The organism is Xanthomonas arboricola (assembly GCF_003353015.1).
GTDB lineage: Bacteria > Pseudomonadota > Gammaproteobacteria > Xanthomonadales > Xanthomonadaceae > Xanthomonas > Xanthomonas arboricola_E.
Window position 1 is genome coordinate 715,113 of the sequence record NZ_QREM01000009.1, and the last position, 20,973, is coordinate 736,085.

The following is a 20,973-nucleotide window of genomic DNA, read 5'->3' on the forward strand; positions in this document are numbered from 1 at the left end:
GCACCGTTGGCTTTCGCGCTGACGCGCGTGCTTATCCGCGCGTTTTCGCATAGGCCGCCAACGCCGCGTCGCGGCCCTCGGCCAGGCCGATGACCGGCGTACGCGGATACTCCGGTGCCAGACGCGCAAGCGACAACGGATGCAGCCACGGCGCGAAACGTTCCTTCACCGCAAGCTTGCCGAGTTCCGGTAGCCAACGCGTGATGTAGGCCGCCTGTGGATCGAACTTCTCCGCCTGCGTGACCGGGTTGAACACGCGGAAATACGGCGCTGCATCGGCGCCGGTACCGGCGACCCATTGCCACCCCATCGTGTTGTTGGCCAGGTCCGCATCCACCAAGGTGTCCCAGAACCAGCGCGCGCCCTCGTTCCAATGCACGCGCAGATGCTTGCACAACAGACTCGCCACGATCATGCGTACGCGGTTGTGCATCCAGCCGGTGTGCCAGAGCTGGCGCATGCCGGCATCGACGATCGGAATCCCGGTGCGGCCACGTTGCCAGGCCTGCAACGCGACCGGGTCCACCTTGGCCCAGTCGAAGCCTTCGAAGCGCGGGTTGAGATTCTGGTTGGTGGTGTCGGGAAAATGGTGCAGCAGGTGATACGCAAAATCGCGCCAGCCCAATTGGCGGATATAGCCGTCGATCTCCGCCGCGTTGCGCGCGTTGCGATTGGCTTCCAGCGTGCTGGCGATCCGCCACGGCGCGATCTCGCCGAAGTGCAGATGCGGCGACAGTTGCGAGGTGCCGACCCGATCGGGCCGATCGCGATTTTCGCGATAGCCGGACAGCGCACCGTCGATGAAGATCTCCAGCATCTCGTGCGCACCGGCCTCGCCGGGCTGCCAGTGCTCCCAGAAGCCTTTATCCCAGTCCAGCGTCGGCAGCAGCCCGAGCGTGTCCAGCGCAACGGTCTCCACGTGCGCAGGCAGCGGCGGCAGGCTGCGCGGTGCCGGCGCGGCAGCAGGCAATTGCAGCTGCGTGAGTGCGTTGCGCCAGAACGGGGTGAACACCTTGTACGGACCGCCCTGCTGCGTTGCCAACTGCCAGGGTTCGAACAGCAGTGCGGAGTTGCAGCTGTGTACCTCGATCCCGCGTTCGCGCAAGCTGCGCTTGATCTGCGCATCGCGCGGCTGGGTGGCCGGCTCGTACTTGCGGTTCCAGTACACCGCCACCGCCTTGGTCTGCGCAATTACCTGATCCAGTACCTGCGCACTGTCACCGGCACGCACCACCAGGCCGCTGCCCAGCGCGCGCAGGGCCGCATCCAGTGCCGCCAGCGAGCGATGCCGCCAGCTGCGCGAGGCCGCGCCCGGTGTCCACTCGCCCTCTTCGTGCGGCGCATCGATGTAGAGCGGAATCGGCTGGTGCCCTGCATCCAGCGCAGCCTGCAAGGCCGGGTTGTCTTCCAGGCGCAGATCGCGACGGAACCAGACGATGGCGTATGACATACAAGCTCGGCAGCGACGGTGAGGCGCGCAGCATAAGCCAGCCGGTGCAACGATGGCGCGATGCCGCAGCGACCGATCGCCGCCCGGCAGCGCGCACCAGGCTTACTCGAAACTCCCCACCGAATCGTGGGCCAGGTTGTCGAAACGGGTGTATTCGCCGAAGAACTTGAGCTTGCACGAACCGGTCGGTCCGCCGCGGTGCTTGCCGATGATGATCTCGGCCAGGCCCTTGTCCGGCGAATTTTCCTTGTTGTAATAGTCGTCGCGGTAGATGAACACGATCATGTCCGCGTCCTGCTCGATTGCGCCGGATTCGCGCAGGTCGGCCATCACCGGGCGCTTGTCGGTCCGCGTTTCCAGCGAGCGGTTGAGCTGCGACAACGCGATCACCGGCACGTTGAGCTCCTTGGCCAGGCCCTTGAGCGAACGCGAGATTTCCGAGATCTCGGTCGCGCGGTTTTCGCTGTTGCCCGGCACCGACATCAGCTGCAGGTAGTCGATGACGATCAGGCCCAGGTCGTGCTCGCGCTTGAGTCGGCGGCACTTGGACCGCAGCACTTCCGGCGACACGCCCGGCGTGTCGTCGATGAAGATCTTGGTTTCCTTCAGCATCTTGATCGCGCCGGTCACCCGCGCCCAGTCCTCGTCTTCCAGCGCACCGGTACGCAGCCGCTGCGCGTTGATGCGGCCATTGGACGAGATCAGGCGCATCGCCAGCTGCGAGGCCGACATTTCCATCGAGAACACCGCCACGCCCTTCTTGGATTTGATCGCAGCGTATTCGGCGATGTTCAGCGCAAAGGTGGTCTTGCCCATCGCCGGACGCGCGGCCAGGATGATCAGGTCGGTCGGCTGCAGGCCGGAGGTCATCGCGTCGAAATCGTTGTAGCCGGTCGGCAGGCCGGTGATGTTGCCGCCGTTTTCGAAACGGCTGCGCAATTCCTCGAAGGCGTCCTTCAGTGCGCCCGGCATCGCCACGAAGTCGGTGCGCCCACGCGCGCCGGCCTCGGCGATCTTGAACACCGCCTTTTCCGCCGACGACAGCAACTCCACGCTTTCGCGGCCCTCGGGCTGGAAGCCGTCGTTGACGATGGTGGTGCCCACTTCGATCAGCTGCCGCAGCACCGCCTTGTCGCGCACGATCTCCGCGTAGGCGGCGATATTGGCTGCCGAGGGCGTGGTGCTGGCCAGCTCGATCAGGTAGGCGCCATCGCCCACCTGTTCCAGCTTGCCCTGCGACTCGAACCACTCGCCCAGGGTCACTGCATCGAAGGGACGGTCCTTCTCGTTCAGTTCGCGAATCGCGCGGTAGATCAGGCGATGATCGCGGCGGTAGAAATCGTTGTCGGTCAACTGGTCGTTGACCCGGTCGAACGCCTCCGGCGCCAGCATCAGCCCGCCGAGCACGGCCTGCTCGGCCTCGACCGAATGCGGCGGCACCCGCAGCTGGTCAAGCCGCGGCTCGGGACGATCGTAATCGTCGTCGTCGCGATCGCGATTGCGCTTGGAACGGAAACCAGGACGAGCAGCCATGGACAAACAGACCTGACACGAGGGAGACGGGGGCAGGAAGCATAGTCATCGGCGGCGCCGACGACCATGCACAACTCTGTGGATAACTGGTGGACAGCCGGTGCATCACCGTTCTACGCGGCCGCTGTCGCAACCGCCGAGACGCTTGCGGCGCCTGGGTTTGCGCCGCTTCACCGGTGCCGGCTGGCGACTGTCTCCAGACCCGGTGCCGCTGTGGTCAACTCAGCGCCTGGACTGTTCGACCAAGCCCAGGAAGGCGTCGACGAAGCCCTGCAGGAACTTGCGGCTGTCGGCGTTGGCGACCTGATCGTCGGCACCGAACAGGCCGTCCTTGTACTGCAGGAAGACTTCCGGCTGGCCAAGCACACGCATGTCCAGATACGACAACACATTGCGCAGATGCTGCTGCGCGGTGGCGGTACCGATCGCCCCGACCGAGATGCCGACCACCGCAGCCGGCTTGCCGGCAAAGGCGCTGTCGCCGTAGGGACGCGAGCCGGTATCCAGGGCGTTCTTGAGTACGCCGGGAATCGAACGGTTGTATTCGGGAGTCACGAACAGCACCGCATCCGCCGCCCCGATCTGCTGCTTCAGCCGCGTGCCTTCAGCGGGAAAATCGCCGTCGCGGTCCTGGTTGTACAGCGGGATGTCGCCGATCTCCAGGTACTCGAACGTCGCCTTGTCGCCGGCCAGATGCTCCAGCGCGTGCGCCAGTTGGCGGTTGTAGGACGCTGCACGCAGGCTGCCGACCAGCACGGCGATGGTGATCTTGCTCATGGGAACGCTCCAGTGGGGAATCAGCGCCCGACTCTAGTCAGCCTGGCGCTCATGCCCGGTGAAGCGCGGCTGCCTCAGCGGCCGATCGCAGCGCGTTGGCTGCGCCAATGCGCCTGCCAGGCCTGGAACATCAGCACCGTCCACAGATGGGTATGCCATTTGCGCTCGCCGCCATTGAAGTCGCGCCATAGCCCGGCCACGGTGTCGGCGGCGAACACGCCGTCGCGCTCCAGCGTGGCGTGCGCCAGCAGATCGTCGGCCCAGCCATGCAGATCCCCGCGCAGCCAGGCGCTGACCGGCGCACCGAAGCCACGCTTGCCGCGGTAGACCATCGGCTCGGGCAGGTAGCGGCACAGCACGCGCTTGAGCAGGTACTTGCTGACCCCGTCGCGGTACTTCAGCGACAGCGGCAGCGACCAGGCGAACTCGGCCACGCGCCAGTCCAGCAACGGCGCGCGCGCTTCCAGCCCCACCGCCATGGTGGTGCGGTCCACCTTGCACAGCAGGTCGTCAGGCAGATAGGCGGCAAAGTCGGCCAGCATCATCGCGTCGGCCGGGGTGCCGGAGCCGTGCAGCGGGTCGGCCAGGCTGTAGAAACTGTCGGGCTCGGTCGCGCCCAGCACCACCGCGGCCGGATCGCGCCAGCGCGAAATGCGGTTGCGGTAGATGTCGCCGATGCCGCGTGCGCCGGCCTCGGCCACCAGCGCGGCCAGGCCACCGGTGCGCGAGGACTCGCCGTTGCGGCGCGCCGCCAGCGCCATCAGCCGCCGCAGCGGCCCCGGCACCAGCCCATGCATGCGCCAGTTGCGCAGCGCACGCTGGTAACGGCCGTAGCCGAAGAACAACTCGTCGCCACCGTCGCCGGACAGCGCCACCGTCACCCCGCCACGCGCCAGCCGTGCGACCAGCGCGGTCGGCACCTGCGAGGCATCGGCGAAAGGCTCGTCGAACATGTCCGGCAGGGTCGGCACCACCGCCAGCGCGTCGGCGCCGCTGACATACAGCTCGGTGTGGTCGGTGTGCAGATGCGTGGCCACCTCGCGCGCCAGCGGCGCCTCGTCGTGATGCGAGCCTTCGAAGCCGATGCTGAAGGTGTGCACCGGCTGGCTGCTCTGCGCCTGCATCATCGCGGTGACGATCGACGAATCGGTACCGCCGGACAGGAACACGCCCACCGGCACGTCGGCCACCATGCGCAGCGCCACCGCATCGCGCAGCACCGCATCGAGCTGTTCCTCGGCCTGCACATCGCTGCCGGTGAACGGTGCCGCCAGCGCGCGCTGCATCGCCTCGCGCGCGTTCCAGAACGGCTGCTGCGCCTGGTCCGGCCGATGCGCCGCCGCGCCGGCCGCCACCATCTGCGCGTCCAGCCGCAGCACGCGCCCGGGCATCAACTTGAAGGTCCGCTCGTGGATGCAGGCCGGCGCCGGGATGTAGCCCAGCCGCAGCAGCAGGGTCAGCGCATTGCGATCGACGCCGTTATCGAACTCCGGGTGCTGCCACAGCGCCTTGAGTTCGGAACCAAACACCAGGGTGTCGCCGGCCCAGCCATAGTACAGCGGCTTCTTGCCGACGCGGTCGCGGGCCAGGGACAGGCAGTTGTCGCGCTCGTCCCACAACGCCAGCGCGAACATGCCGTTGCAGCGGGTCAGGGTGTCGTCCAGCCCCCACTCCACCACTGCCGCCAACAGCACTTCGGTATCGGAATGACCGCGGAAGCGGTGCCCGAGCGCGGACAGGGCCGCGCGCAGCTGCGCGAAGTTGTAGATCTCGCCGTTGTAGGCAAGCACATACCGGCCATCGGCCGAGCGCATCGGCTGATGGCCCAGCGGCGACAGATCCAGGATGCTCAGGCGTTGATGCGCCAGCGCCACGCCGGCCTGCGCATCGCACCAGGTGCCGGCATCGTCGGGGCCGCGATGACGCAAGGCGGCGCCCATCGGCCGCACCAGGGCATCGAGTTGTTCGCCATGCATGCGTGGCGAGGCCAGCAGCAGTCCAGCCAATCCACACATCGTCAGTGCTCCTGCCGGCAGCGCATGCCGTTCATGCCGTCACCGCATCGGGTGCCGGCGCCGGCATTGCGATGAAACCGGGTACTGCCTGCACGCGCTGCAGCCAGGCACCGATCGCCGGCCAGCGCTGCAGATCGAAGCCGCCGTCCTCGGCGCAATGGGTGTAGGCAAACAGCGCGATATCGGCGATGCCGTAGTCGCTGCCGGTGAACCAGCGGTGCTGCTGCAGATGCTGTTCCATCACCGCCAGCGCCTGCTCGCCGCGTGCGCGCAGTTGCGGCAGTTCGGCGCGGCGCGCGGCATCGCGCGGCGTCCACAGGCTGATGAACCGCGCCACCGCCACATACGGCTCATGGCTGTACTGTTCGAAGAACATCCAGCTCAAGGCCTGCGCGCGCTGCCACGCGTCGGTGGGCAGATACGGGGTGCCTTCGGCCAGCCAGAACAGGATGGCGTTGGATTCGACCAGCACGCGGCCGTCGTCGCGCTCCACCATCGGCACCTTGCCGTTGGGATTGATGGCCAGATAGGCGGGGGTGCGGGTTTCGCCGGCGACGCTGTCAACCTCGACCCAGTGATAGCGGCTGCCCAGTTGCTCCAGCAGCAGGCGCACCTTGTAGCAGTTGCCGGAACTGGACATGCCATGGACGGTCAACGGGGGACGCACGCTCGACATCAGGCTGGCTCCGCGGCAGCAACGAGGGGCTGGCAGTGTCACAGCCCCGGGAGTCTTTGCAAAGCCCTGCGCCGATTCTGCCGCAAGGCATCGCCGCGGGTGCGTACGCCGCGGGCGGCGCGCCTCAGCGCATCGCCACCAGCGCCACCGGCACCCCCAGCACCGCGACCAGCACGCCCAGCGCCGACAGCGTCAATGCCAACGCACCGAAGGCACGCGCCCGTGTACCGCCGGTCGCACCGGCGAGCGCCTGGACCGCCGCGATCGACCACCAAAGACCGCCCAGCAGCATCAGCAGCACCGCCATGGCCAGCTGCGCAAGCCTGGCTGGATCATGCACGCCGGTGCCGAACAGGACGCCATCGCCGCCAAGCGCGGCCAGCGCCGCCAGCAGGCAGACCAGCCATGGCAATGTGCTGCCCAGCAGCGCCGGCAGCAACGCACCGACCTGCGCGACGCCGCCCATCCAGCGCAGCATCCGCTGCAGCAGCGCGCAGCCAACCAGCGCGATGGCCAGCATGACCACCACGGCGATGGCGTGCACCCACAGCGGCTGCGCAGACACCCACATCCAGCTCGAGAGCACGACGACCAGGCCGAATACGCACCACGCGCTCCAGCGCGCGCCGGGCTGCGCGTGCAGGCGCTGCGCAACGGTGTGCGGATCGAACAGCATCCCGCCCAGGCCACCGCCGCGCCACCAGGCCAGGCATGCCAGCACCAACACGACCAGCGCCAGCAGCCCGGCCAGCGGATGGACGAAGACGTGCATCTCCAGCGGCTGCCTGCGCGGATGCGGCTTGAGATCGTGGTTGAAGTACAGCAGGTCGCGGGCACGCTCCATGTCGGCGGCCGCACGCGTCACGCCGCTGGCGGGAATGCGGTCGGACAGGCGCTGCCACTCGCCGACGATGACGATGCGTCCCTGCTGCATGGAGACCGTGCGCGAGAAGCGGAACCAGGGGTTGGCGACCACCTGCGTGTCGGCCTCCACCTGCACCGCCGGATCGACCCGCACCCGCACGGTCTGCCGCGCCAGCCGCGGGCCGCCCAGTGCCAGCGGGCTCTTGCGCGCCGCGGCGGGCAAGGCGTCCATCCATTCGCCGAGCTGGAACAGCGGAAAGCCCAGCTCGTCGCCCTCGGCGGCCGGCCACTCCAGGCGATAGGCCTCGTGCGTGCGTACGTTCAACCCGTCGGCCGACGCGATGGTCGGCACGCCGACCTGGGTCAGCGCGGTGTAGTAGTGCTGCATGAATTCCAGGTAGTGTTCGCCAACCGCCTGCGCGCCGTTGTCCTCGAAGCCGGTCGCCACGCGTTCGCCGCGCCCCTGCCGATACGTCGTGTCCACGCTGAAGGTCGCCAGGCGCTGCGGCTTGCGCAGCGACACCGCGATCTCCTCGTCCACCTCGATCTGCGGCAGCGTCGGCATCGGCGACGGCACCGCCACCAGATCGCGCTGGCCGGCCACGACCGGCAGGCCACGCACGAACGGCAACGGCAGCCGTTGCGCAAGCGGGCCCTCCTCGCGATCGCGCGTGGCATCCACCCACACCTCGCCCTGCGGCAGATGCGCGCGCACCACCACATGGTCGAATGCATACGGACTGGGCAGGCGCAGATCCAGTCCATGCCCCTTGTCGCTGTTGACCAGCACCGGCTCGGCACGGATGCCGGCCAGCTGCAGCAGCGCGATCAGCAGCGTCGCCTTGTCCTTGCAGTCGCCATAGCGGTTGCGCAGCGTCACCTCCGGCGTATGCGGCGCGTGCGAGTTCTCGCCCATGTCCAGGCCGACGTAGCGGATCTCGCCCTGCACGAAGGCCACTGCACGCAGCAGTGCCCCCTGCGGGTCGTCGCGGCGCAGCTGCAGGCTCTGCACCATGCCCTCGGCAACGCGCGCGTCCTGGAACGCGCGCGGGTACAGCTGCGCTGCCCACGCCGCCACCGCCGCCCAGTTGCCGGCAGTGGAGACTTCGATCAGGCCATACGGATCGACATCCTCCGGGGTGTCCTTTTCCTCCTGTACGGCGGGCAGGTCGCGTGCGGCGATGTCCAGCGTCGCCACCTCGCCGGCGCGGCTGACATTGCGGGTGAAGCCCGGCGCGCTCACCCGCCACTGCAATCCCATCCCGGCCGGATACCGCACGCGCACCCGGCGCTCGCCCAGCGCCACGCCGTAGCGCGCATCGAACACGTCGTAATAGCCCTTGCCGAACACCGGATTGCTGCCGGTGATGGTCACCCCGTAGTCGACCCGGTCGCCCACGCGCAAGTCCGGCAAGGTGATCGACAGCGTCAGCGCGCCGTCGATCAAGCCCTCTTCCAGTCCGCTTTCGCGGCGCAACCGGGCGTAGTGCGCCTGTGTGCGCATGTCGATGCGCCTGCCGTCGCGCCAGACCTCCAGGCTGTTGAGCGCCAGCTGCTGGTACTGCGGCTGGTAACCGATGGAGATCTGCCCGGCTTCGTCCAGGCTCTTTGCACGCTGCACCGTGTAGCTGAGGCGACGGTAGGCCTGCGGCGCGGCACCGGTCAGGTCGACCTGATCGGAGACCAGTGCATAGCGCAGCCCGCCGGCACCGGGCACCTTGTCGGGCACCGCATCGGCGATGACCCAGGCCGGCGGCGGCGCCATGCGCGGCGCCTCGCTGGCCCGTGCCGGTGCGATCGCGCTCGCCACCACGGCCAACACGAAGACCATCCACAACGCGCCACGCCCGCGTCGCCCCTCATCCCTGTCGATCAACACCCACTCCTCGTCAAAACGCATTGAGTCCCGTCAACGCACGCCCGACCACCAACTGATGCACGGTCTCGGTGCCCTCGTAGGTGATCACCGATTCCAGGTTCAGCGCATGCCGGATCGCCGCATGCTCGGTGGTGATGCCGGCCGCGCCCAGCAGATCGCGGCATTCGCGCGCCACGTCCAGCGCCATGCGGCAATTATTCCACTTGGCCAGCGAGATCTGTTCCGGCCGCAGCTGGCCGGCTTCCTTCAGCCGCCCGAGCTGCAGCGCCAGTAGCTGCGCGGTGGAAATCCGCCGCGCCATGTCGGCCAGCTTGATCTGCGCGCTCTGCGTGGCCGCCAGCGGCCGGCCGAACAGGATGCGCTGCCCGCTGTAGGCCAGCGCCTCGCGCAGGCAGGCCACCGCCGCACCGATCGCGCCCCAGGCGATGCCGTAGCGCGCCTGATTGAGGCAACCCAGCGGCGCCTTCAGACCGGCCGCGTTCGGCAACCGCATCTGCTCCGGCACGTAGACATCGTCCAGGAACAGGCCCGAGGTCACCGATGCGCGCAGGCTCATCTTGTGCCCGATGTCCTGCGCACGGAAGCCGGCGCTATCGGTTTCCACCAGAAAGCCGCACACCCCGTCATCGGTATGCGCCCAGATGATCGCAAGGCCGGCGATGCTGCCGTTGGTGATCCACATCTTGGATCCGTTCAAGCGCCAGCCATCGCCCTGCCGTACCGCGCGCGTGGTCATCGCGGCCGGGTCCGAGCCACCCTGGGCTTCGCTCAGCCCGAAACAGCCGATCAGACGCCCCGCTGCCATCTCCGGCAACCAGCGCTGGCGCTGTTCGTCGCTGCCGTAGGCGTGGATGGGATACATGCACAGCGAGGACTGCACGCTGACGAAACTGCGCAGGCCACTGTCGCCGCGCTCCAGCTCCTGGCAGATCACTCCGTACGCCACCGCGCCCAGGCCCGCGCCGCCATCGCGGACCGGCAGGCTGGCGCCCAGCAGGCCGAGCTCCGCCAGTTCCGGCACCCATTCGCGCGGGAAGCGCCCTGCGTCGAAGGCGTCGCCGATCGCCGGCAGCACCCGCGTGTCGGTGAAGCGCGCCACCGCATCCTGCACTGCCCGCTCTTCATCGGTCAGCAGCGCGCGTACATCGAACAGGTCATCGGGGCGTACCGGCATGTCGGCTTCCACTGCAGGAGAAGCGGCGATTATCAGCCAGTTGCCGGCCGGACATGGCGGCAGCCTGGTCAGGGCATGCGATTCACAGCTGGCGCCGGAAACAGCTGGCGCCGGAAAATGAAAAGAGCCGGCAAGGCCGGCTCTTTTCGTGCTGCTGCAGCGAGCCTGGACGGTCCGCTACGGACAATTACTGGCGCGTGCTGCCCGCATCCACTCGGACGCCGCGGTCACCGGCCGTCGAGGCGGTCTGGGTCACCAGCTGACCGTCGACCACCGGCAGGCGGTCGCTGGCCGGCTTGTCGTTCATGCGCACGGTCTTTTCGAAACCGTCGTAACGGTAGGTCACGTCGTAGGCCACCACGTTGTCGGCATCGCCCAGCGAGATGCGCTCGCCCGGCTTGCTGTCCATGCGCATGGTGCCGGTGGTGCCGTCGGCATTGCGATAGGTCACGTCATAGCCCACCACGCGCGAGGACTGCGAATTGGCGTTTTCGGTATGGCACTGGCGTTCGGTGCGATCCACCACGCGGCCGCCGACATGGTTGCGGTCCACACGATTACCGACCATGCCGCCACCGACCGCACCGGCCACCGTGGCCAGCTTGCGGCCATTGCCGCCGCCGACCTGGTTGCCGAGCAGGCCGCCGATCACCGCACCGGCAACGGTGCCACCGACATTGCCGTCGCGCTCGGGCAGGCGTTCCTGCACCACCACGTCGCGGCAGACTTCGCGCGGCGAGGAGCTGGTGGTGGTTTCGCGGATGGCCGCACTGTTGACGACCTGCGCGTACTGCGGCTCGCGCTCGGTGATCGGTGCGACCCTGACCACGTCGGCGTATTCCAGACCACGCGGTGCCGGCTCGCCGTTGGCGACGAAATCGCCGGACGACGGGCGATTGTTCATGAAGGCGGCAGTCGCCACGCCTCCGACCAGCAACGCACCAGCAGCGACCAGTATAGTTGTCGTATTGCTCTTCATGATCCAGCTCCGTGCGGACACGCCGCGTTGTTGACGGCGTGATTCCAGCACGCGAACCCTGAACAAAAACGCGCTCGCTCATGAACGCGGCAGTTAAGTTCAGCTAGCGGTTATTTCATGCACTTCTAACAGCCGGAGCCTTCGCATGCGCAATCCCGTCACCTCGCGCGCCCTGCGGTGGGCCAGCACGCTGCGCTACCCCACCTTGTTCAAGCTGGCAGCGGCGCTGTTTCTGGTCGACCTGGTGCTCCCGGACCCGATCCCGTTCCTGGACGAGCTGCTGTTCGGCCTGACCACGCTGCTGCTGGCCAACTGGAAGACGCGCAAGGCACCGCTGCCCGCCCCGGCCCGCCGCGATTGATGCAGCTGGTCGATAGCCACTGCCACCTGGATGCCGGCGCGTTCGACCACGACCGCGCCGGCGTGATCGCGCGCGCACAGGCGGCCGGTGTCGTGCAGCAGGTGATCCCGGCGATCACCGCCGCCAGCTGGCCGGCGCTGCGCACCGTCTGTACCGAGGCGCCCGGCCTCTACCCTGCCTACGGGCTGCACCCGATCTTTCTCGAGCAGCACCGCCCCGACCATCTGCAGCTGCTGGCCGAATGGATCGCGCGCGAGCGCCCGTGCGCCATCGGCGAGTGCGGGCTGGATTTCTATCTGGACGGGCTGGACGCGCAGGCGCAGCGCGCTTATTTCGATGGACAACTGCAGCTGGCCAGGCGCTTCGAGCTGCCGCTGATCGTGCATGCGCGGCGCGCCACCGAAGAGGTCATCGCCCGCATCAAGGCGGTGGGCGGCCTGCGCGGGGTGGTGCACAGCTTCGCCGGCAGCCCCGAACAGGCGCGGCAATTGTGGAAGCTGGACTTCATGATCGGCCTGGGCGGCCCGGTGACCTACCCGCGCGCCAATCGCCTGCGCGGCCTGGCTGCGACGATGCCGCTGGAGTGGCTGCTGCTGGAAACCGATGCGCCGGATCAACCCGACGCCAGCATCCGCGGGCAGCGCAACGAGCCGGCCCACCTGCGCACGGTGCTGGACTGCATCGCGCAGCTACGCGGTGAGCCGGCCGAGCGCATCGCCGCGCAGACCACCGCCAACGCGCGGCGGCTGTTCGGATTACCGGGCTGATGCCGGTGTGCGCTGCCGACGAGGCGACGCAGCGCGGATGACGCCAATCAGCTTGCAGCGGCCTCGGCCGCCGGCGACGCGGTCGTGACCAGCTTCGGCTTGAGCAGCATTTCCAGCGCCTTGCCCACCGCGACAAACGCAAAGGTGCCGGTGATATGCGTGGCCGCACCCAGCCCGGCGCCGCAATCCAGCTTGAGCGTGGCGTCGGCATCCAGCTGCGGGCGGATGCCGCAAACGCTGCCATCGGCCTGCGGATACTTGACGTTCTCCAGCGAGTACACCGCCGGCACGCCGAAATAGCGCTGCGGATTCTTGGGGAAGTTGAACTCGCTGCGCAGCTTCTTGCGGATCAGTGCCAGCATCGCGTCGTGCTCGGTGCGCGAGACATCGCGTACGCGCACCAGGGTGGGATCGGTGCGCCCACCGGCGGCGCCCACCGTCAGCAAGGGCAGCTTGCGTCGGCGGCACCAGGCGATGGTTTCCACCTTCACCCGGAAGCTGTCGCAGGCATCGATCACCAGGTCGAAGTCATCGCCGAGCAGCTGTTCGATATTGCCGGCCGTTAGAAACGCCTCCACCGCATCGGCCTGGATCTCCGGATTGATCGCCACGCAGCGCTCGGCCATCGCGCGCGCCTTGTTGCGTCCGTACTGCCCTGCCAATGCCGGCAGTTGCCGGTTGGTATTGGACACGCACAGGTCGTCGGCATCGATCAGGCGGATATGCCCGACGCCGGTGCGCGCCAGCGCCTCGACCACCCACGAGCCCACTCCGCCCATCCCGACCACCGCCACGCGGCAGGCGGCCAGCCGCTCCACCGTGCCGACCCCGTACAGCCGGTCGATACCGGCAAAGCGTTCACGCCATTGTGCTTTCATCGGCCTATTTTACGCGCGCCGCCACGCGCGCGCTCAGCCGGAGTCCTCGCATGCCCACCCTGCCCACCGAGCAATCGCGCGCGTCCCGCTATGCCTTCCTGCTGGTGCTGGGCGTCCTGATCGGGCTGGTCGGCACGGTGATGGTGGCGCGCGTGCTGCAGGCCAGACGCAACCCGGTGCCGGACAGCCTGATGCAGGTGATGGCTTACCAGCTGCGCGCCCTGCAGCCCGACGCCGATGCCCGCTGTGATCCCGCACGCCAGCGAGCGCGGCTGCAATCGCTGCGCCTGCTTGCCGACGAACTGGAGCCGGCCTTCCCGGACATCGGCGAGGACCGCCGCTTCGCCGCGCATGCCCATGCCCTGCGCGGCGCACTGGACCAGGCACCTCGCACGCCGCCCGCCGATTGCGCCGCGATCGCCGCGGCCGGGACCCGGATCAGCGATACCTGCGAGGCCTGTCATCGCGACTTCCGCTGAGCCGCCAGCGCAGCGCTGCATGCAGATGCGGTGGCAGTGGTGAACAGGGCGCTCGGGTTTTGTTAAGCCTGGAGCGATCCAGTTGGCAGACCGTTCACCCTGGGCAACACAGGATGACGTCGCCGCGGCCCGACCGCTTTTTCGAACCACCCGGAGACACCTCATGAAGACCCGACTGCTCGTCATTGGCCTGGCCGCAACCGCGACGCTGGCTGGCTGCGCCACCTCCCAGCCCCAGTACGGCAGCTATCGCGGCGACCGCGGTTACGACCAGGGCTATTCGCAGCCGCAGGCGCGCTGCGTGGATTGCGGCATCGTCACCCGCATCGACGAAGTCGGCCCGACCCGCACCGCTCCCACCGGCACCGGCGCGGTGCTCGGCGGCATCGTCGGCGCGGTGGCCGGTCGCCAGATCTCCAAGGAGACAGGTGGCAGCAAGGGCAACAAGAACGTCTCGGCCGTGGCCGGTGCCGCCGCCGGCGCGCTGGCGGGCAATGCAATCCAGAACAACGTCACCAGCGACAGTTTCGACGTGCAGGTGCGCATGGACGATGGCCGCGTCATCGTGGTGAACCAGCGCGACCTGGCCGGCGTGCGCGAAAACGCCTACGTGCGCGTGGTCAACGGCAAGGTCGTGCTGCGCTGATCGGCGCTCGCAGCCGGAGCGCCAGCACAACGACGGCGCTCATCGTCAGGTGGGCGCGGTTGGCCGCCGGAACCGGCATGGACCACGCGTGCAATGCGATTGCTCCGCACCTGCCAGACGACTGCTCGCTACATGCGACTCGCCAGCGTCGGCGACATGACAGAAAGGCCCGGCAACGGGCCTTTCTGCTGTCTGCACGCTGGCCTGCCGTGGCGCCCCGCTCAGACCACCTGCACCGCATCGGCCTGCAGGCCTTTCTGTCCCTGCACGACGGTGAAGCTGACCTTCTGGCCTTCCTTGAGGCTTTTGAAGCCCTGGATCTGGATCGCACGGAAATGGACGAAGACGTCCTCGCCGTTTTCGCGACTGATGAAGCCAAAGCCCTTGGCATCGTTGAACCACTTCACGACACCATTCTCGCGTTCGATATTGGACATCTCGACTGCCTCCCTACGACACTGTGATGGACTGACGGTGGTGGCTGTGATTGCAAGGAGGAAGCGAGGTACAAGGATGTAGCGGATCGAGCGATCTACCGCATCAGGCCACGATTCACGGTGACCGTTGCAAACAGCAGCGCTGGCAACTTAACCCGCACCAAATGAATTTTCAAGCACCTCTTGCGCAATTTTGTCAAGCCTGAAACAGGACATTTTTAAACATCATGGACACGACCGTCGTCTACTACCTGCTGGCTGGCGTGCTGGTGCTGATCGGCCTCGCCGGGGTCGTCCTGCCGGCGCTTCCGGGCCTGCCGCTGGTGTTCGCGGGGCTGCTGGTGGCCGCCTGGGCCGATGGCTTTGCGCACGTCGGCTGGGTGGCGCTGCTGATCCTGGGGCTGATGACGGCGTTGTCGTTCGCGATCGACTTCCTCGCCACCGTGTACGGTGCCCAGCGGGTCGGTGCCAGCAAGGCGGCCCTGTGGGGCTCGGTGATCGGCTCGGTGGTCGGCATCTTCTTCCTGCCGATCGGCCTGTTCGTCGGCCCGTTCGCCGGTGCGTGGATCGGCGAATACTGGCAGACCCGCAAATCCGACCGGGCCACCAAGGTCGGCTTCGGCACCTGGCTGGGCATCGTATTCGGTACCGCGACCAAGCTGGCGCTGGGCCTGTGCATGCTGGGCGTATTTGCCATCGCCTGGTTTTTCTAGCGGACCTGCAGCGATGACCGACGCTGACTGGGCGAGACGAGCGCCCGCACGACAATGGCACACCCCCCTGCCCGGCTGCCAACGCCGGCCGATCGCGGATGTCGCCCGAATGTTATGCCGCCGTGTACACACCGCGCATGCAGGCGCGACCGTTAAGCTTTGCACCTGACGCGCCGGCCTGGCGCCCACACTCGGCCAGACTGCCCATGTCCAAGCACCGCACCCGTCCCCTGATGCTGATTGCCCTGGCGGCTGCGCCGCTGGCGCACGCGCAGGAAATCGCCCCCAACCCCGCGACACCGCAAGCCTGCACCTCCGTCACCTCGGATGCGGCGCGGCTGGCGTGCTACGACCAGGCGCTGGGCTATACGCCACAGTTGACCGCCGAGGCCGACGCCGCCGCGCAGATCGCCAAGCAGAAGGAACCCAAGCCGCAGGACGCGCGTGCCATCAGCCGCGTCGGCGATTTCTTCCGCGCCGATGGCCAGGAACAGCCCAAAGCCGAGGCAGTCGCCAATGCCGGCCGCGGCTCGCTGCTGGACCGCCGCTGGGAACTGGCCAAGGATTCCAAGCTGGGCACCTTCCAGCTGCGCGGCTACAAACCGGTCTACCTGTTGCCGGCGTTCTGGACCAGCGACTCCAACCGCACCCCGCAGTCGCCGAATCCGGCCAACTCGGTGTCCACCCCGCAGCAATTGGACAGCGCCGAGCTGAAGTTCCAGCTCAGCTTCAAGACCAAGGTGGTCGAGGATCTGTTCGGCGACAACGGCGACATCTGGATGGGCTACACCCAGAGCTCGCGCTGGCAGGCCTACAACAGCGATGCCTCGCGCCCGTTCCGCGAAACCAATTACGAGCCGGAAGCCATGCTGGTGTTCCGCAACAACTACAGCCTGTTCGGCTGGAAGGGCCGCATGAGCGGCATCAGCATCAACCACATGTCCAATGGCCGCGAAGATCCGCTGTCGCGCTCCTGGAACCGGGTCATCCTCAACATCGGGCTGGATCGCGAGAACTGGGCGCTGACGCTGCGCCCGTGGTTCCGCATCAAGGAAGACCGTGCCGACGACAACAATCCCGATATCGAGGATTACATGGGCCGCGGCGATGCCACCCTGGTCTACAACAAGGACGGGCACGAAGTGGCGTTGATCGCGCGGCATTCGCTGCGCGGCGGCGACCGCTCGCACGGCTCGGTGCAGCTGGATTACGGCTTCCCGATCACCAACCTGCTGCGCGGTCACGTGCAGGTGTTCGACGGCTACGGCGAAAGCCTGATCGACTACAACCACAAGGCCACCTACATCGGCCTGGGCGTGTCGTTGCTGGAGTGGTTCTAAGCAGATCGCGTTGCTGCATCGAGCAACGTCCAGCCCCATCGAGAAGCCGGCATGTGCGCATGCCGGCTTTTTACTGATGCGATCGCGGGCAGACAAACAGCGCAGGAGATCGTCCTGCGCTGCGTTGATCAAACGGCCTTGCCGAACGAAGCGAAGCGGCGTTACCGGCGATCAGACATCGAAGAAATCGACCTTGCCATCCTTCAGGGTGTAGTACGCGCCGACCACCTTGCACGCGCCGGTGCGCAGGGGTTCGAGCAAGGCCGGCTCGGACGCGCCGCGCAGGCGGTCGACGGTACGCTTGACGTTGGCCTTGACCGAGGCTGCCAGCAGGTCGTCGCCCCCCTTGCTCTTGGCGGTCAGCACCGCCGGCACGATGGGCTCGATCATCGCGCCAATCGCGCCCGGGAAGAAGGCGTTCTGCTCCACCACCGAGACCGCTGCCGCCACCGCGCCGCAACTCTCGTGGCCCATCACCACCACCAGCGGCACGCCGAGCTGGCTCACCGCATACTCGATCGAGCCCAGCGCCGTGGTGTCCACGGTGTTGCCGGCATTGCGCACGATGAACATCTCGCCCAGCCCACGGCCGAACAGCAGTTCCGGCGGCACCCGCGAATCCGAGCACGACACCAGGATCACGAACGGGGTCTGCCCCAGCGCCAGTTCGAGCCGACGCCGGCTATCGGAGATCACCTTCTTGGGGCGGTTTTCGACAAAGGCGGCATTGCCGTCGCGCAACACCTGCAGCGCCTGGTCGGCATTCAGATCGGTCTTCTTCGACGGTGCAGCACCTGCAGCGAACGGAAGCGACGCGGCGGCGGCTGCAATCGGCGCGCAACAGGCGCACTGCAGCAGTTTTCGGCGGGATGCGGAATGCGACATGGACGAGCCCCTGCTGTCTGGTTGGTGCAGCGATCGTACTCTGTGACAGCGATTGCAAAACCAGGCAAGAAGAGGTTCTGCGCACAAAACTTCGCAGGCGCCAGCGCTCGATTCAGGTCCAGTCCGTCAAGCCTTCGCGGCGATAGGTTTCCTGAAATGCCGGGCGCGCTTTCATACGCTGCGCATGCGCGTGCAGAGCCGGCCAGGCGTCGGTCGGCCGGGGCATGTTGCGCGACCAGCGCATCAGCATGGTCAGCATGAAGTCGGCTGCCGACAACCGCTCGCCCAGCAGGTAAGGGCCGCGCGCCTGCAGGTGCGCATCCACCTGCGCCCAGGCCGCTTCCAGTTTTGCGCGCGCCTGCGCCTGCGCGGCATCGCAGTGCGCGGCACCGGCCGCTTCGCCGGGGTAGAACCATGCGCGATACGCCGGCTGCAGGGTGTTGGCGCAGAAGAACATCCACTTGTAGTACGCCGCACGCTCGGGCGTGGCGACCGGCGGCGCCAGCCCGGCCTGCGGGTACAGGTCGGCCAGATGCAACACGATCGCTGCCGCTTCGGTCAGTACCTGCCCGTCCAGCACCAGGGTCGGCACCACGCCGGCCGGATTGAGCGCCAGGTACCCGGGCGATTTCTGCTCGCGCTGGTCAAAGTCCAGCGGATGCAGCGCGTGCGCCACGTCCAGTTCGATCAGCAGCCAGTGCACGACCAGGGCGGCGGTGCTGGGGGTGTGGTAAAGCGTGGCGACCATGCGGGCTCCGGAGTCAGTTGGTACAGGCGCGCAGGCAGGCAAGCTTGCGCGGTTCGCAGCGATTGTCGTCGCTCTGTTGGGTGCAGTCGAAGACCTGCGCCATGCAGTTGGCCCGTTGCGCGGGATTTTGTACGTCGTCGCAGCGCTTGCCGCGCGGTGCCGCCCGGCTGCTGCAACTGGCCTCGCTGGGCCGGTCGCGGCGGCATTGCCTGGCACTGTCGTTGCACTGCGCGATGCAGCGATCCGCCACCGAGGGTCCGTTGAACCGTGTCCCGGCGTCGTTTGTCTTGAGCGGCTTGCGCTCTGCGAACGGCACCGGGGCCGCAGGTGGCGGCGCGTAGTTGCGCGAGGGAAACAACACCGTGGGTCCTTTTTGCTGCTGCGCCGCCGAGCTCAGGCTCAGGCTCAGGCTCAAGCACAACAACAACACGATACAGACGCGTCGGAGCATTCCTGTTCTCCTGAAGGTCACTGGCCAGTGCGGCAAGCATAGCCGCTTACCTTGGCGTAGCGCCGCTCGTCCGCTGTCGAGAGGTGGCAGATGCTCCGTTCCCGACGGCACCAGACCTGCTGACGCAACCGCCTCGATCTGCCTGGTTATGGGCAGCAAACAGCCAAGGTGTGCCATCGCCTCGCCGTTCCAGGCCAAGCCTGAGGACCACACTGGCGTGCACGGTCGTCGGCCGGATGCAGACAGTGCGCAAAACCCACGTGTTCGCGTGGCTTTTGCGCATTTGCGTGGCCGTTGCGGCACCCGGCGCAGCCGGCCTTGCTGACGGGCTGCGCAGTCGGCCGGTAATGCGGTTATTCCACCACCACCGGAATCTTGCCGATGCGCGACTGCCACTGCCGCGGGCCGGTCTTGTGCACCGACTCGCCGGTGGCATCCACCGCCACGGTGACCGGCATGTCCTTGACCTCGAATTCGTAGATCGCCTCCATGCCCAGGTCTTCGAAGGCCAGCACGCGTGCGGCCTTGATCGCCTTGGAGACCAGATACGCCGAGCCACCGACCGCCATCAGGTAGACGGCCTTGTTGTCGCGGATCGCCTCGATGGCGGCATCGCCGCGCTCGGACTTGCCGACCATGCCCAGCAGGCCGGTCTGCTCGAGCATCTGGCGGGTGAACTTGTCCATGCGCGTGGCGGTGGTGGGGCCGGCCGGGCCGACCACTTCATCGCGCACCGGATCGACCGGGCCAACGTAGTAGATGAAGCGGTTGGTGAAATCCACCGGCAGGCTTTCGCCCTTGTTGAGCATGTCGATCATGCGCTTGTGCGCGGCGTCGCGGCCGGTCAGCAGCTTGCCGTTGAGCAGCACCACCTCGCCCGGCTTGAAGCTGGCGACCTCCTCGCGGGTGATGGTGTCCAGGTTGACCCGGCGCGCATTGGTCGGGTTGTAGGTGAGCTTGGGCCAGTCCTCCAGCGACGGCGGGTCCAGCATCACCGGGCCACTGCCGTCCAGGGTGAAGTGCGCATGGCGGGTGGCCGCGCAGTTGGGAATCAGCGCCACCGGCAGGTTGGCGGCATGGGTCGGGTAATCCTTGACCTTGATGTCCAGCACCGTGGTCAGGCCGCCCAGGCCCTGCGCGCCGATGCCGAGCGCATTGACCTTTTCGTACAGTTCCAGCCGCAGTTCCTCGGCGCGATTGGACGCGCCGCGCGCCTGCAGGTCGACGATGTCGATCGGCTCCATCAGCGCTTCCTTGGCCAGCAGCATCGCCTTTTCGGCAGTGCCGCCGATGCCGATGCCGAGCATGCCCGGCGGGCACCAGCCGGCGCCCATGGTCGGCACGGTCTTGAGCACCCAGTCGACGATGGAGTCGGACGGGTTGAGCATGGCGAACTTGCTCTTGGCTTCCGAACCGCCGCCCTTGGCCGCGACGATCACTTCGACGTGGTGGCCCGGCACGATCTTGGTGTTGACCACCGCCGGGGTGTTGTCGCGGGTGTTGGTGCGCTTGCCGGCCGGGTCGGCCAGCACGCTGGCGCGCAGCTTGTTGTCGGGGTGGTTGTAGGCGCGGCGTACGCCTTCGTTGACCATGTCCTCCACGCCCATGGTGGCATCGTCCCAGCGCACGTTCATGCCGATCTCGAGGAACACCGTGACGATGCCGGTGTCCTGGCAGATCGGGCGGTGGCCTTCGGCGCACATGCGCGAGTTGATCAGGATCTGCGCGATGGCGTCCTTGGCCGCCGGCGACTCTTCGCGCTCGTAGGCAGCGGACAGGTTCCTGATGTAGTCGACCGGGTGGTAGTAGCTGATGTACTGCAACGCGTCGGCGACGGACTGGATGAGGTCTTCCTGCTTGATCGAGGTCACGGCTGGCTCTGCGGCTGGCGGGGCAATCCGGCCATTTTAGTCGAAACTTC

At 67.3% G+C, this 20,973-nt stretch carries 20 protein-coding genes; 6 read left to right on the forward strand and 14 right to left on the reverse strand.

The window, feature by feature from the left end:
- Window positions 1-31: 31 nt before the first annotated feature.
- The 8 genes from C0541_RS13745 to C0541_RS13780 all read right to left on the reverse strand — a co-directional run bounded on the left by C0541_RS13745 (window position 32) and on the right by C0541_RS13780 (window position 11,347).
- Complete coding sequence (locus tag C0541_RS13745) at window positions 32-1,450, reverse strand: cryptochrome/photolyase family protein (RefSeq protein ID WP_115049148.1); 1,419 nt, start codon at window positions 1,448-1,450, stop codon at window positions 32-34.
- Between the two features lie 102 nt (window positions 1,451-1,552).
- Complete coding sequence (locus tag C0541_RS13750; protein WP_115049150.1) at window positions 1,553-2,983, reverse strand: replicative DNA helicase; 1,431 nt, start codon at window positions 2,981-2,983, stop codon at window positions 1,553-1,555.
- 222 nt (window positions 2,984-3,205) lie between these two features.
- The gene (locus tag C0541_RS13755) at window positions 3,206-3,760 is read right to left on the reverse strand and encodes an NADPH-dependent FMN reductase (protein ID WP_115049152.1); all 555 of its coding nucleotides are present in this window, start codon (window positions 3,758-3,760) and stop codon (window positions 3,206-3,208) included.
- 74 nt (window positions 3,761-3,834) lie between these two features.
- On the reverse strand, window positions 3,835-5,775 hold the full coding sequence (asnB, locus tag C0541_RS13760; RefSeq protein ID WP_115049154.1) for an asparagine synthase (glutamine-hydrolyzing): 1,941 nt from the start codon (window positions 5,773-5,775) through the stop codon (window positions 3,835-3,837).
- A gap of 31 nt (window positions 5,776-5,806) precedes the next feature.
- On the reverse strand, window positions 5,807-6,451 hold the full coding sequence (locus C0541_RS13765; RefSeq protein WP_161960061.1) for a glutathione S-transferase family protein: 645 nt from the start codon (window positions 6,449-6,451) through the stop codon (window positions 5,807-5,809).
- A gap of 124 nt (window positions 6,452-6,575) precedes the next feature.
- Complete coding sequence (locus C0541_RS13770; protein ID WP_161960123.1) at window positions 6,576-9,146, reverse strand: DUF3857 domain-containing protein; 2,571 nt, start codon at window positions 9,144-9,146, stop codon at window positions 6,576-6,578.
- Window positions 9,147-9,204: 58 nt separating this feature from the next.
- A complete protein-coding gene (locus C0541_RS13775; RefSeq protein WP_161960062.1) occupies window positions 9,205-10,380 on the reverse strand; it encodes an acyl-CoA dehydrogenase family protein in 1,176 nt (391 codons plus the stop codon).
- Window positions 10,381-10,555: 175 nt separating this feature from the next.
- Window positions 10,556-11,347, reverse strand: a complete 792-nt coding sequence (locus C0541_RS13780) for a glycine zipper 2TM domain-containing protein (protein ID WP_115049156.1) — start codon at window positions 11,345-11,347, stop codon at window positions 10,556-10,558.
- Window positions 11,348-11,492: 145 nt separating this feature from the next.
- On the opposite strand from C0541_RS13780, the gene C0541_RS13785 reads away from it, so the two are divergent.
- Window positions 11,493-11,708 carry a DUF6116 family protein gene (locus C0541_RS13785; RefSeq protein WP_115049158.1) on the forward strand — a complete coding sequence of 72 codons (216 nt, stop codon included), beginning with the start codon at window positions 11,493-11,495 and terminating at the stop codon, window positions 11,706-11,708.
- Window positions 11,708-12,475: a TatD family hydrolase gene (locus tag C0541_RS13790; protein ID WP_115049160.1), complete on the forward strand. Its 768-nt coding sequence runs from the start codon at window positions 11,708-11,710 to the stop codon at window positions 12,473-12,475. Before C0541_RS13785 ends, C0541_RS13790 begins: the two co-directional genes overlap by 1 nt.
- Before the next feature lie 47 nt (window positions 12,476-12,522).
- On the opposite strand, the gene C0541_RS13795 is transcribed toward C0541_RS13790, so the two are convergent.
- Window positions 12,523-13,353 carry a tRNA threonylcarbamoyladenosine dehydratase gene (locus tag C0541_RS13795; RefSeq protein WP_115049161.1) on the reverse strand — a complete coding sequence of 277 codons (831 nt, stop codon included), beginning with the start codon at window positions 13,351-13,353 and terminating at the stop codon, window positions 12,523-12,525.
- Between the two features lie 50 nt (window positions 13,354-13,403).
- Here C0541_RS13795 and C0541_RS13800 point away from each other — a divergent pair, with 50 nt between their 5' ends.
- A complete protein-coding gene (locus tag C0541_RS13800; RefSeq protein ID WP_115049163.1) occupies window positions 13,404-13,832 on the forward strand; it encodes a hypothetical protein in 429 nt (142 codons plus the stop codon).
- Window positions 13,833-13,995: 163 nt separating this feature from the next.
- On the forward strand, window positions 13,996-14,478 hold the full coding sequence (locus C0541_RS13805) for a glycine zipper 2TM domain-containing protein (RefSeq protein ID WP_115049165.1): 483 nt from the start codon (window positions 13,996-13,998) through the stop codon (window positions 14,476-14,478).
- 221 nt (window positions 14,479-14,699) lie between these two features.
- Here C0541_RS13805 and C0541_RS13810 read toward each other — a convergent pair whose 3' ends face one another.
- A complete protein-coding gene (locus C0541_RS13810; RefSeq protein WP_003483561.1) occupies window positions 14,700-14,915 on the reverse strand; it encodes a cold-shock protein in 216 nt (71 codons plus the stop codon).
- 227 nt (window positions 14,916-15,142) lie between these two features.
- Here C0541_RS13810 and C0541_RS13815 point away from each other — a divergent pair, with 227 nt between their 5' ends.
- Window positions 15,143-15,628 carry a DUF456 domain-containing protein gene (locus C0541_RS13815; protein WP_115049166.1) on the forward strand — a complete coding sequence of 162 codons (486 nt, stop codon included), beginning with the start codon at window positions 15,143-15,145 and terminating at the stop codon, window positions 15,626-15,628.
- A 206-nt stretch (window positions 15,629-15,834) separates the two neighbouring features.
- On the forward strand, window positions 15,835-16,968 hold the full coding sequence (locus C0541_RS13820) for a phospholipase A (RefSeq protein ID WP_115049167.1): 1,134 nt from the start codon (window positions 15,835-15,837) through the stop codon (window positions 16,966-16,968).
- A gap of 171 nt (window positions 16,969-17,139) precedes the next feature.
- Here the strand turns inward: C0541_RS13820 and C0541_RS13825 are convergent, their stop codons facing one another.
- The 4 genes from C0541_RS13825 to C0541_RS13840 form a co-directional block, all read right to left on the reverse strand.
- Window positions 17,140-17,853 carry a carbonic anhydrase gene (locus C0541_RS13825; RefSeq protein ID WP_193725924.1) on the reverse strand — a complete coding sequence of 238 codons (714 nt, stop codon included), beginning with the start codon at window positions 17,851-17,853 and terminating at the stop codon, window positions 17,140-17,142.
- Window positions 17,854-17,965: 112 nt separating this feature from the next.
- Window positions 17,966-18,601, reverse strand: coding sequence for a glutathione S-transferase family protein (locus tag C0541_RS13830; RefSeq protein ID WP_115049170.1), 636 nt, complete (start codon window positions 18,599-18,601; stop codon window positions 17,966-17,968).
- A gap of 13 nt (window positions 18,602-18,614) precedes the next feature.
- Entirely contained in the window at window positions 18,615-19,052 is a 438-nt protein-coding gene (locus C0541_RS13835; protein ID WP_161960063.1) for a hypothetical protein, read from the reverse strand.
- A gap of 353 nt (window positions 19,053-19,405) precedes the next feature.
- Window positions 19,406-20,923, reverse strand: a complete 1,518-nt coding sequence (locus C0541_RS13840) for a fumarate hydratase (protein ID WP_115049172.1) — start codon at window positions 20,921-20,923, stop codon at window positions 19,406-19,408.
- Between the last annotated feature and the right edge of the window lie 50 nt (window positions 20,924-20,973).